The 11,514-nt window shown below is 64.8% G+C and carries 14 protein-coding genes and 1 pseudogene; 12 read left to right on the top strand and 3 right to left on the bottom strand.

Annotated features, from left to right (window positions below; genetic code table 11):
• Positions 1-30 precede the first annotated feature (30 nt).
• The gene (locus QZ609_RS03140) at positions 31-315 is read left to right on the top strand and encodes a hypothetical protein (protein ID WP_295490979.1); all 285 of its coding nucleotides are present in this window, start codon (positions 31-33) and stop codon (positions 313-315) included.
• A 53-nt stretch (positions 316-368) separates the two neighbouring features.
• On the opposite strand, the gene QZ609_RS03145 is transcribed toward QZ609_RS03140, so the two are convergent.
• Positions 369-1,811 (bottom strand): FAD-binding oxidoreductase, encoded by a 1,443-nt coding sequence (locus QZ609_RS03145; RefSeq protein ID WP_295490982.1) that lies wholly within the window; start codon positions 1,809-1,811, stop codon positions 369-371.
• Positions 1,812-1,968: 157 nt separating this feature from the next.
• On the opposite strand from QZ609_RS03145, the gene QZ609_RS03150 reads away from it, so the two are divergent.
• The gene (locus tag QZ609_RS03150; RefSeq protein WP_295490984.1) at positions 1,969-2,874 is read left to right on the top strand and encodes a LysR substrate-binding domain-containing protein; all 906 of its coding nucleotides are present in this window, start codon (positions 1,969-1,971) and stop codon (positions 2,872-2,874) included.
• A 123-nt stretch (positions 2,875-2,997) separates the two neighbouring features.
• Positions 2,998-4,416 carry a VOC family protein gene (locus QZ609_RS03155; protein WP_295490986.1) on the top strand — a complete coding sequence of 473 codons (1,419 nt, stop codon included), beginning with the start codon at positions 2,998-3,000 and terminating at the stop codon, positions 4,414-4,416.
• A 15-nt stretch (positions 4,417-4,431) separates the two neighbouring features.
• Here the strand turns inward: QZ609_RS03155 and QZ609_RS03160 are convergent.
• Positions 4,432-4,653: pseudogene (locus QZ609_RS03160) on the bottom strand (IclR family transcriptional regulator C-terminal domain-containing protein); the annotation flags it as partial.
• Positions 4,654-4,701: 48 nt separating this feature from the next.
• A complete protein-coding gene (merR, locus tag QZ609_RS03165; RefSeq protein WP_004636746.1) occupies positions 4,702-5,136 on the bottom strand; it encodes an Hg(II)-responsive transcriptional regulator in 435 nt (144 codons plus the stop codon).
• Positions 5,137-5,206: 70 nt separating this feature from the next.
• On the opposite strand from merR, the gene merT reads away from it, so the two are divergent.
• The 9 genes from merT to QZ609_RS03215 all read left to right on the top strand — a co-directional run.
• A complete protein-coding gene (gene merT, locus QZ609_RS03170) occupies positions 5,207-5,557 on the top strand; it encodes a mercuric ion transporter MerT (RefSeq protein WP_004636748.1) in 351 nt (116 codons plus the stop codon).
• A gap of 12 nt (positions 5,558-5,569) precedes the next feature.
• Entirely contained in the window at positions 5,570-5,845 is a 276-nt protein-coding gene (gene merP, locus QZ609_RS03175; RefSeq protein WP_004636750.1) for a mercury resistance system periplasmic binding protein MerP, read from the top strand.
• Between the two features lie 27 nt (positions 5,846-5,872).
• Positions 5,873-6,295 (top strand): organomercurial transporter MerC, encoded by a 423-nt coding sequence (merC, locus tag QZ609_RS03180; RefSeq protein ID WP_004636756.1) that lies wholly within the window; start codon positions 5,873-5,875, stop codon positions 6,293-6,295.
• Positions 6,296-6,334: 39 nt separating this feature from the next.
• Positions 6,335-8,020: a mercury(II) reductase gene (merA, locus tag QZ609_RS03185; RefSeq protein ID WP_004636758.1), complete on the top strand. Its 1,686-nt coding sequence runs from the start codon at positions 6,335-6,337 to the stop codon at positions 8,018-8,020.
• 17 nt (positions 8,021-8,037) lie between these two features.
• Entirely contained in the window at positions 8,038-8,403 is a 366-nt protein-coding gene (merD, locus tag QZ609_RS03190) for a mercury resistance co-regulator MerD (RefSeq protein WP_004636761.1), read from the top strand.
• Positions 8,400-8,636: a broad-spectrum mercury transporter MerE gene (gene merE / locus QZ609_RS03195; RefSeq protein WP_004099015.1), complete on the top strand. Its 237-nt coding sequence runs from the start codon at positions 8,400-8,402 to the stop codon at positions 8,634-8,636. Before merD ends, merE begins: the two co-directional genes overlap by 4 nt.
• The gene (locus QZ609_RS03200) at positions 8,633-9,634 is read left to right on the top strand and encodes a DUF3330 domain-containing protein (RefSeq protein ID WP_004636771.1); all 1,002 of its coding nucleotides are present in this window, start codon (positions 8,633-8,635) and stop codon (positions 9,632-9,634) included. The genes merE and QZ609_RS03200 overlap by 4 nt, the downstream gene beginning before the upstream one ends.
• 118 nt (positions 9,635-9,752) lie before the next feature.
• A complete protein-coding gene (locus QZ609_RS03210) occupies positions 9,753-10,313 on the top strand; it encodes a recombinase family protein (protein WP_004636773.1) in 561 nt (186 codons plus the stop codon).
• A gap of 2 nt (positions 10,314-10,315) precedes the next feature.
• The coding region (locus QZ609_RS03215) for a DUF4158 domain-containing protein (protein ID WP_295491009.1) at positions 10,316-11,514 on the top strand (1,199 nt) is incomplete at its 3' end.

The following is an 11,514-nucleotide window of genomic DNA, read 5'->3' on the forward strand; positions in this document are numbered from 1 at the left end:
CGGCAGCCCCCAAGCCGTTGAGGGAAAGTGATGCACGAAGATCTTCTGGGCGATCTCAGCGATTGTTTTGACCAGATCGTCGGTGGTGACACCGCGCATGCAGGCGAGGTGGTTGCGCTGATTGCGCGCTGTGAGCAGGCCATTGCAGCCAGCACGGGCGAGGTTGGCGCATGGGAGCGGCAGGCGCTGGCCAAGGCCCGCGCGGCTTATGGCGCAGGCCAATTGCAACAGGCGCTGTTGTCTGCCAAACGGGCGTTGACGGTGGGCCGGTTACCCATCAAAGCGGTCGCGCCGGATGTCGGCAACTACCGCTAGAAGAGGGGCAAAGCCATGGTGTTTTCTGGAAGTGAGGCGGCGCCGGATGCGCGTCATGGGGGCTCGGCGTGGTCATCGCTTGGCGGCCCAAAATCGACGGTGCCGCAAAGCTCGTCCGGATCGACCAGTCGCCGGATGCCTCGCGCGATGCGCATCGCGGTGTGGCTGGTGTATTTCCGGTAGTACGCGAGATTGTGCTGGCCTACGCCGTGTTCAGCGCTGAAGCTGCCGCCACACCCATGCACGACCATGGCATACAGCCCATCACGCAAGGCGTGCACACCTGCTTCGGTGTAGGCCGGTTGCGCGAGATCCGGCCAGACGATGTTGAAGTGCAGGCCACCATCGGCAACGTGGCCGAAATCAACAACGGTCAGCCCCGGATGGCGCTCCTGCACGAACGCCAGCGCAGCGCGGCGAAACGGCATGAGTTGCGACCGTGGCACCGAGATGTCGAACGCGACGGTTTTTCCCATCGCCCGCGCGCCCTCGCTGATGCTGTGGCGCAGGCGCCAGAGGTCGTGCGCGCCATCGACCACGGCATTGGAGATCAGCGTCTCGAACTGCGCTTCCAGGAATCGGTTGAGCGCGTCCTGCAGATCCAGCCCCGTGTATGCGGCCGCTGAAGCCGACTCCAGCTCGATCAGGATGGCGAAGTCGGGAATGCCATCCGGCGCGAACGGGTTGCGCAGGTTCGGCACGTGTTCGATGGCGGCCCTGAGCGCCGTACCGGACATGCCCTCGAAAGCGGCGAGGTAATCACCCAAGGTCTGTTCCAGCGCCAGCAGCAGGGCGAGGACGGCGTCATCCGAGGTGGGCACCACCAGCGCGGTGGCGGTCTGCCTGGGCCGGGGATGCACTTCGAGCGTCGCCCGGGTGATGACGCCGCCGACACCGGAGGTGCCGACGAACAGTTGCTTGAGGTCGTAACCGGTGTTGTCCTTGCGCAGCGCCTTGCCCAGCACCAGCGTTTCACCAGCCGGCTCGAACAGCACAACCTCGATGGCCAGCAGGTTGTGCCGGACGTCGCCGTAGCGGATCAGGCGGGTGCCGCCCGTGTTGGCGGCGATCATGCCGCCGATCGATGGATTGGCGCTCAGGTCGATGGGAAACCACAGCCCGTGCGGCTCCAGCACCTGGTTCAGGTCCTGCAGCAGCACACCGGCATCGACCGTGACGCTGCGGTTTTCCACGTCGATCAAGCAGGTCTTGCGAAGGCGGCTCAGGGACAGCACGACCTGCTCGCCCGATGGGTCCGGCGAGCTGGCGCCGACCAGTCCCGTATTGGCGCCCTGTGCAACGGCACGGATGCCATGGGCCGCGCAGAATCGCACCACGCTGCTGACTTCTTTGGTGGTTGCCGGGCGCACGACACAGCGCGCGGTGCCATGGCCGTAGCGCGCACCGGCCGCGTAGGGGGCGGCGTCCGCACCGGTGAGGATGCCGGCCTCGCCGACAATCGCCTGCAGGCCATCGATTACCTCGGTCTCGGTCATCGGTCAGCTCGCGCGCCGCGATGCCGGCTGGAAAGCATGGATGAACACGAGCATGACGGCGATCTCCTGGCGAGCGATGGTTGCCGATTCTGGCGGTTGCTGGCGCGCGAGCGCAATTGATATAGTTGGCCGACTTAGTGCTATTTCGGAAGTCATCGTGTCGCTTCGCCCACCAAGCCTGATCAGCCTGCAGATGCTGGAGGCGTCTGCCCGGCTCGGCAGCTTCACCCGCGCCGCGCAAGAGCTGTCGGTCACGGAAAGCGCCATCTGCCGGCAGGTGATTGCGCTCGAACGGCGTTTTGGCGTGCAGTTCTTCCATCGCATCAAGAAGCGCATCGTGCTCACGCCGGAAGGCGACCGCTATGTGCGCGAGATTCGGGATCACCTCCACAGCATTGAACGCGCCACACAAGAGCTGGCCTCGCGCGCTGGCGGCATGGAGGTCATCGAGCTGGCGGTGGTGCCCACGTTTGCAACGCAGTGGCTGATCCCCCGGCTGGGCGGGCTGATTGCCGCGCAGCCCAGGCTGATCCTGAACGTGGCGTCGCGCACCGAGCCGTTCCATTTCAATGAGTCGCGCTTTGACGCGGCCATCTACTTTGGCAACGCGCTATGGCCCGGGACGGCAGGGCGACGCCTGATGGAGGAAGGGCCATCGATTCCCGTCTGCAGCCCGCGCCTGCTGCGCGGCACCTCCCGTATCAGGACGCGCGCGGATCTCGTCAAACTGCCGCTGCTGCATCTCGCGACTCGCCCCGATGCCTGGCCGGATTGGGTGGGCGGTAACGACGAGGCGCTGCGGCTCAAGGCAAGCCTGGGTTTCCGCTACGACCTCTTCACCATGGTGGTGGGCGCAGCGATTGCCGGCACGGGCGTGGCGCTGCTGCCCAGGATGCTGATCTGCGATGCGCTGGAGCAGGGCACGCTGGTTCAGCCCGTCGACGCCGCTCCGGCGCTGGCCGGAAGCGAAGGCGCCTACTTCCTGTCCCACCGGGACGATCGGGTGGCGCAGGAGAAGCTGCAAGGGTTTCTCGACTGGTTGGATATTGAGTGCCCCAACTAGCCTGTCGCAAGTGGTTCCTTCCGATTTGGAACTAATTCGCGAAAAGGTATCGATTGTTGGCGCGGCCCACGCAGACTAGATTGGTGGCCAAACCGCCGACAAGCCCCCTCATAGGACACCGCCGTGACCGCATCCACTTTTGTGTCGACCGACACCATCCGAGCGCTGTTTTCCAGCGCCATGTCTGAGATGTACCGGTCTGAAGTGCCGCAGTACGGGGCCTTGCTGGACTTGGTGAAGACGGTCAATCAGGCGGCGCTTGCGCGGCAGAACGGCGACGCGGCGTTGCCCTTGCCAGCGGAGCAGCTCGGCCGCCTCGAAGTGGAGCGCCATGGCGCGATCCGCGTCGGCACCGCGCAGGAACTCGCCACCATCCGGCGCCTGTTCGCTGTCATGGGCATGCAGCCGGTCGGCTATTACGATCTCTCGGTCGCGGGCGTGCCGGTGCATTCGACCGCCTTCCGGCCGATCGAGCCGCAGGCGCTGGCGCGCAACCCGTTCCGCGTGTTCTCGTCGCTGCTGCGTCTGGAGCTGATTGAGGATGCGCAGTTGCGGGCCACGGCACAGGCGGTGCTCGAACAGCGCAGCATCTTTACGCCCCGCTGTCTGGCATTGATCGAGCAGTGCGAGCGCGAAGGTGGGCTGGATGCGGCAGACGCACGCGCGTTCGTTACGCAGGCCCTCGAAACCTTCCGCTGGCATCACGAAGCCACCGTCAGTGCGGCGCTCTATCAGCAACTGCGCAAGACGCACCCGCTGGTGGCCGACGTGGTCTGCTTCAAGGGGCCGCATATCAACCATCTGACGCCGCGCACGCTGGACATCGATGCCGCGCAGGCCGCGATGCCGGCCAAGGGCATCCACCCGAAGGCCGTGATCGAAGGGCCGCCGCGGCGCGCGTGCCCGGTCTTGCTGCGGCAGACGAGCTTCCTGGCCCTGAACGAACCGGTGGCGTTTCCTGATGCGCAGGGCGCCCATCAGCCGGGAACGCATACTGCCCGCTTTGGCGAGATCGAACAGCGTGGCATCGCCCTGACGCCGCGCGGGCGCGCGGTCTACGACCGGATTCTTGCCGCCGTGCGTGCAGACATCCAACCGGCCGGCGACGGCTCCAACGCGGCAGCCTATGTCGAGGCGCTGCAGCGGCATTTCCAGGCATTGCCCGACGACGCCGAGGCCCTGCGCAAGCAGGGGCTGGCGTTCTTCCGCTACCAAGCCAACCCAACAAACGGGCAGCCGGTCGACATCGCGCCGCTACCCGACAACCTGGAAGCACTGGTCGAGGCCGGGCTGCTGCGTGCCGAGCCCATCGTCTACGAAGACTTCCTGCCCGTCAGCGCCGCCGGCATCTTTCAGTCAAACCTGGGCGACGAACGGCGCAGCGCATACGTGGACGAGTCCAGCCGCCGCGCCTTCGAAGCCGCGCTAGGTGCGCCGGTCATCGACGAGATGTCCATTTATGCGCAAGAGCAGGCGGCATCGATTGCCGACGCCCTGCGTGTGCTGTGCCAGCGCGCCGCCGAGGTCGCATCGCACGTGTAAGGCTGGCCCCGCGCGTCAGCCGATGAAGGAGTTCGCGGGCCGCCGCACGGTCGGGTCGAACGGGTTGATCAGCGGCCCGAGCGCCTCGGCTTCTTTCTTCAGCATGGCGGCGACCACCGGCAGCCGCTCGGGGTTCAGCCGGTCGGCAATGGTGCCCACGCTCAGGGCCGCCACTGGCCGCTGGCTGGCGTCGAACACCGGCACGGCGAGCCCCGCCATGCCTTCGATCAGGCCGGTCTGGGTGGCCACATAGGGGTCGTCTCAGAAAACGGAAAATAAAGCACGCTAAGGCGTCGCCGCCCCTGCCAGGCTTGCCCCGCCCTGTAGTGACGCGATCAACGGGCAGGAAACATTCCCCTTTCGTGCATGGCAGGCGCACACGAGTTCAGACAGCACGGTTTCCATGCGCGCCAAGTCGGCCATCTTCTCGCGCACGTCCTTGAGCTTGTGCTCGGCCACGCTGCTGGCTTCCTCGCAGTGGGTGCCATCGTCGAGCCGCAGCAGCTCGGCGATTTCATCCAGGCTGAAGCCCAACCGCTGAGCGGATTTCACGAACCGCACCCGCGTTACATCCGCCTCCCCATAGCGGCGGATGCTGCCGTAAGGCTTGTCCGGCTCGGGCAGCAAGCCCTTGCGCTGATAGAACCGGATCGTCTCCACATTGACGCCGGCCGCCTTGGCAAAAACGCCAATGGTTAGGTTCTCCAAAGTATTTTCCATATCGCTTGACTCCGTACATGAGTACGGAAGTAAGGTTACGCTATCCAATCCAAATTCAAAAGGCCAACGTATGTCTGAATCGCAAAACGGGCGCGGTGCGCTCTTCGCCGGCGGGCTGGCCGCCATCCTCGCCTCCGCTTGCTGCCTCGGGCCGCTGGTTCTGATCGCCTTGGGCTTCAGCGGGGCTTGGATCGGCAACCTGACCGTGCTGGAGCCGTATCGCCCGATTTTCATCGGCGCAGCGCTGGTGGCGTTGTTCTTCGCCTGGCGGCGCATCTACCGCCCTGCGCAAGCCTGTAGGCCGGGTGAGGTCTGCGCGATTCCCCAAGTGCGAGCGACCTACAAGCTCATTTTCTGGGTCGTGGCCGTACTGGTTCTGGTCGCGCTCGGATTTCCCTATGTCATGCCATTTTTCTACTGATCGGAGTTCACCATGAAGAAACTGTTTGCCTCCCTCGCCCTCGCCGCCGTTGTTGCCCCCGTGTGGGCCGCTACCCAGCCCGTCACGCTGTCCGTACCGGGCATGACGTGCTCGGCCTGTCCGATCACCGTCAAGAAGGCGATTTCCAAGGTCGATGGCGTCAGTAAAGTTGCCGTGACCTTCGAGACCCGCGAAGCGGTGGTCACCTTCGATGATGCCAAGACCAGTGTGCAGAAGCTGACCAAGGCAACCGGGGACGCGGGCTATCCCTCCAGCGTCAAGCAGTGAGCCACTGAACCCGACCCTGGGGCGATCATGGGACTGATCACACGCATTGCCGACAAGGCCGGCGCGCTTGGCAGTGTGGTTTCCGCGATGGGCTGCGCCGCCTGTTTTCCGGCCATCGCCAGCTTGGGCGCGGCCATCGGGCTGGGCTTTCTACAGGAATACGAAGGCTTGTTCATTTTCACGCTGCTGCCGCTGTTCGCCGTCGTCGCTTTGCTGGCGAATGCACTGGGCTGGCTCAGTCATCGGCAATGGCACCGCAGCCTGCTCGGCATGATCGGGCCAGCCATCGTGTTCGCCGGAACCGTCTGGTTGCTTGGCAACTGGTGGACAGCGCGCCTCGTATACACCGGCCTGGCCCTGATGATCGGCGTGTCGATCTGGGACTTGGTTTCACCGGCAAATCGCCGCTGCGGGCCGGATGGCTGCGAACTCCCAGCAAAACACGGCTGACGGCGTGAGCCAGCGGCCAACACAGAAAAGGAACGATGAATGACCACCCTCAAAATCACCGGCATGACTTGCGACTCGTGCGCAGTGCATGTCAAGGAAGCCCTGGAGAAAGTGCCAGGCGTGCAGTCGGCGAATGTCTCATATACCAAGGGCAGCGCCAAGCTCGCCGTCGAGACCGGCACATCGCCGGACGCGTTGACTGCCGCCGTGGCCGGACTCGGTTATCGGGCCACGCTCGCCGACGCGCTCGTGCCTCCGGTGGGCGGCGGCTTGCTCGTCAAGATGCGCGAATGGCTAGGTAGCGGCGACAAGGCTGGTGATGATGGTGGCGGATTGCATATTGCCGTTATCGGCAGCGGCGGCGCGGCGATGGCGGCGGCGCTGAAGGCCGTCGAGCAAGGCGCGCACGTCACCCTGATCGAGCGCGGCACTATTGGCGGCACCTGCGTCAATATCGGCTGCGTGCCGTCCAAGATCATGATCCGCGCTGCTCACATCGCCCACTTGCGTCGAGAAAGCCCGTTCGATGGCGGCATGCCGCCCACACCGCCGACGATCTTGCGCGAGCGGCTGCTGGCCCAGCAGCAGGCGCGCGTCGATGAACTGCGCCACGCCAAATACGAAGGCATCCTGGATGACAATCCCGCCATCTCCGTGCTGCACGGCGAAGCCCGTTTCAAGGACGCGCACAGCCTGACCGTGCAACTCAACGGTGGTGGCGAACGTGTGCTGGCGTTCGACCGTTGCCTGATTGCCACCGGCGCGAGTCCGGCCGTGCCGCCGATTCCCGGCCTGAAGGACACGCCGTACTGGACTTCCACCGAAGCACTGGTCAGCGACACCATTCCTGAGCGGCTGGCCGTGATTGGTTCGTCGGTGGTAGCGCTGGAACTGGCGCAGGCGTTCGCCCGACTGGGCAGCAAAGTAACGATTCTTGCACGCAGCACCCTGTTCTTCCGCGAAGACCCGGCCATCGGTGAGGCAATCACGGCGGCGTTCCGCGCCGAAGGGATCGAGGTGCTGGAGCACACCCAGGCCAGCCAGGTCGCGCACGAGGGCGGCGAATTCGTGCTCACCACGGCGCACGGCGAGCTGCGCGCCGACAAACTGCTGGTCGCCACCGGTCGCTCGCCCAACACGCGCAGCCTGGCACTGGACGCGGCAGGTGTCGCGCTCAACCTGCAAGGCGCTATCGTCATCGACGTCGGCATGCGGACCAGCACGCCGGACATCTACGCGGCCGGCGACTGCACCGACCAGCCTCAGTTCGTCTATGTGGCGGCAGCGGCCGGCACCCGTGCGGCGATCAACATGACGGGCGGTGACGCGGCGCTTAACCTTGCCGCCATGCCTGCCGTGGTGTTCACCGATCCGCAAGTCGCCACCGTGGGCTACAGCGAGGCAGAGGCCCAGCACGACGGGATCGAGACCGACAGTCGCACCTTGACCTTGGACAACGTGCCGCGCGCACTCGCCAACTTCGACACACGCGGCTTCATCAAGCTGGTCGTTGAAGAAGGCAGCGGACGACTGATCGGCGTGCAGGCGGTCGCGCCGGAAGCGGGCGAGCTGATCCAGACCGCTGCGCTGGCGATTCGCAACCGCATGACGGTGCAGGAACTGGCCGACCAGTTGTTTCCCTACCTGACGATGGTCGAGGGCTTGAAGCTCGCGGCGCAGACCTTCAACAAGGATGTGAAGCAGCTTTCCTGCTGCGCCGGGTGAGAAAAAGGAGGTGTTCGATGAACGCCTACACGGTGTCCCGGCTGGCCCTTGATGCCGGGGTGAGCGTGCATATCGTGCGCGACTACCTGCTGCGCGGACTGCTGCGGCCGGTGGCGTGCACGCCAGGCGGCTACGGCCTGTTCGACGAGGCTGCCTTGCAGCGGCTGTGCTTCGTGCGGTCCGCCTTCGAAGCGGGCATCGGCCTCGATGCGCTGGCGCGGCTGTTCCGGGCGCTGGATGCAGCGGACGGTGGCGAAGCGGCCACGCAGCTTGCCGTGCTGCGCCAGTTCGTCGAACGCCGGCGCGAAGCGTTGGCCGATCTGGAAGCGCAGTTGGCCACCCTGCCGACCGAGCCGGCACAGCACGCGGAGAGTCTGCCATGAACGGCCCGGAACGCCTGCCGACCAAGACACGCAAGCCGTTCACCGGCTACCTGTGGGGCGCGCTGGCCGTGCTCACCTGTCCCTGCCATTTGCCGATTCTCGCCGTTGTGCTGGCCGGAACGACCGCCGGCGCATTCATCGGGGAGCATTGGGGTATTGCAGCCCTCACGCTGACCGGCTTGTTCGTGCTGTCCGTGACGCGGCTACTGCGGGCCTTCCGGGGCGGATCATGACGACCTCGCACCCCGCCGGATGGACGGCGACCGAGTTGGCGCAGGCGGTTGTGCGCGGGCAACTTGAGCTGCATTACCAGCCGATAGTCGATCTGCGCAGTGACCAGATTGTCGGTGCGGAAGCCCTGTTGCGCTGGCGTCATCCGACGCTCGGGCTGCTGCCGCCCGGCCAGTTCCTGCCTGTGGTCGAATCGTCCGGCCTGATGCCGGAAATCGGTGCCTGGGTGCTGGGCGCAGCCTGCCGCCAGATGCGCGAGTGGCGGAAGCTGGCGTGGCAACCGTTCCGGCTGGCCGTCAATGTTTCGGCGAGCCAAGTGAGACCGGGTTTCGACGGGTGGGTAAAGGACATGCTGGCTGATGCCGAGTTGCCCGCCGAGTCTCTTGAAATCGAGCTGACCGAATCGGTCGCATTCGGTAATCCGGCGATCTTCCCCGCCCTGGAAGCCTTGCGACAGATCGGTGTGCGCTTCGCCGCCGATGACTTCGGCACCGGCTATTCCTGCCTGCAACACCTGAAGTGCTGCCCGATTACTACGCTCAAGATCGACCAGTCCTTCGTCGCCGGACTCGTCGCCGATCACCGCGACCGAACCATCGTGCGCTCCGTGATTCAGCTTGCGCACGGGCTGGGCATGGACGTGGTGGCCGAGGGCGTGGAAACGCCGACCAGTCTCGCACTGTTGCGGCAAGCGGAGTGCGATACGGGACAAGGCTTCCTGTTCGCCAAGCCAATGCCGGCGGCGGCATTCGCCGCCTTTGTCAGTCAATGGAGGGGTGCCACCATGAATGCAAATGATCCGACTGCCACCAGTTGCTGCGTGTGCTGCAAGGAAATCCCGCTCGATGCCGCCTTTACCCCGGAAGGCGTGGAGTATGTCGAGCACTTCTGCGGGCTGGAGTGCTATCAGCGCTTCCAGGCGCGGGCCAAGGCAGAGAACGAAACCGGTGCTGATCCGAACACCTGCGGCTCGCTGCCGTCAGACTCAGGCATACCCTAACCTGGCGTCAGATCGTCCGGCGCGGAAGCGTCAGAATAGAGCCGCCTCGCGAATTGTTTGACACAGCCCGTCAAAGGTCATAGATTTCTTCCTGACACATTTCCCTCAGGAGGATACCTTGCACGGTCAGCGCATCGGTTACGTCCGCGTCAGCACCTTCGACCAGAACCCGGAACGGCAACTGGAACAGATTCCGGTGGACAAGGTGTTCACCGACAAGGCGTCGGGCAAGGATACCCGGCGGCCCGAACTGGAACGGCTGCTCGCCTTCGTGCGCGAAGGCGACACGGTGGTGGTGCACAGCATGGATCGTCTGGCACGCAACCTCGACGACCTGCGCCGCCTGGTGCAGAGCCTCACCCGGCGCGGCGTGCGCATCGAATTCGTGAAAGAGCATTTGACCTTCACCGGCGAGGACTCGCCGATGGCGAACCTGATGCTCTCGGTGATGGGCGCGTTCGCCGAGTTCGAGCGCGCTCTGATCCGCGAGCGTCAGCGCGAGGGTATTGCGCTCGCCAAGCAACGCGGAGCTTACCGTGGCAGGAAGAAATCCCTGTCGTCTGAGCGTATTGCCGAACTGCGCCAACGTGTCGAGGCTGGCGAGCAAAAGACCAAGCTGGCTCGTGAATTCGGAATCAGTCGCGAAACCCTGTATCAATACTTGAGAACGGATCAGTAAATATGCCACGTCGTTCAATCCTGTCCGCCGCCGAGCGGGAAAACCTGCTGGCGTTGCCGGACTCCAAGGACGACCTGATCCGACATTACACATTCAGCGATACCGACCTCTCGATCATCCGACAGCGGCGCGGGCCAGCCAATCGGCTGGGCTTCGCGGTGCAGCTCTGCTACCTGCGCTTTCCAGGCGTCATCCTGGGCGTCGATGAACCGCCGTTCCCGCCCTTGTTGAAGCTGGTCGCCGAGCAGCTCAAGGTCGGCGTCGAAAGCTGGGACGAGTACGGCCAGCGGGAGCAGACCCGGCGCGAGCACCTGGTCGAGCTGCAAACCGTGTTCGATTTCCGGCCCTTCACCATGAGCCATTACCGGCAGGCCGTCCAGATGCTGACCGAGCTGGCGATGCAAACCGACAAGGGCATCGTGCTGGCCAGCGCCTTGATCGAGCACCTGCGGCGGCAGTCGGTCATTCTGCCCGCGCTCAACGCCGTCGAGCGGGCGAGTGCCGAGGCGATCACCCGCGCCAACCGGCGCATCTACGACGCCTTGGCCGAACCATTGGCGGACGTGCATCGCCGTCGCCTTGATGACTTGCTCAAGCGCCGGGACAACGGCAAGGCGACCTGGTTGGCCTGGCTGCGCCAGTCACCGGCCAAGCCGAATTCGCGCCACATGCTGGAGCACATCGAACGCCTCAAGGCGTGGCAGGCACTCGACCTGCCTTCCGGCATCGAGCGGCTGGTTCACCAGAACCGCCTGCTCAAGATCGCCCGCGAAGGCGGCCAGATGACACCCGCTGACCTGGCCAAGTTCGAGCCGCAGCGGCGTTACGCCACCCTCGTTGCGCTGGCCATCGAGGGCATGGCCACCGTCACCGACGAAATTATCGACCTGCATGACCGTATCCTGGGCAAGCTGTTCAACGCCGCCAAGAACAAGCATCAGCAGCAGTTCCAGGCATCGGGCAAAGCCATCAATGCCAAGGTGCGCCTGTACGGGCGCATCGGCCAGGCGCTGATCGACGCCAAGCAATTGGGCCGCGACCCGTTCGCTGCCATCGAGGCCGTCATGTCCTGGGACGCCTTCGCCGAGAGCGTCACCGAGGCGCAGAAACTCGCACAGCCCGAGGACTTCGATTTCCTGCACCGCGTCGGCGAAAGCTACGCCACGCTGCGCCGCTACGCGCCGGAATTCCTTGCCGTGCT

Source organism: uncultured Ralstonia sp., from assembly GCA_913056305.1.
In the GTDB taxonomy this organism is placed as follows: Bacteria; Pseudomonadota; Gammaproteobacteria; order Burkholderiales; family Burkholderiaceae; genus Ralstonia.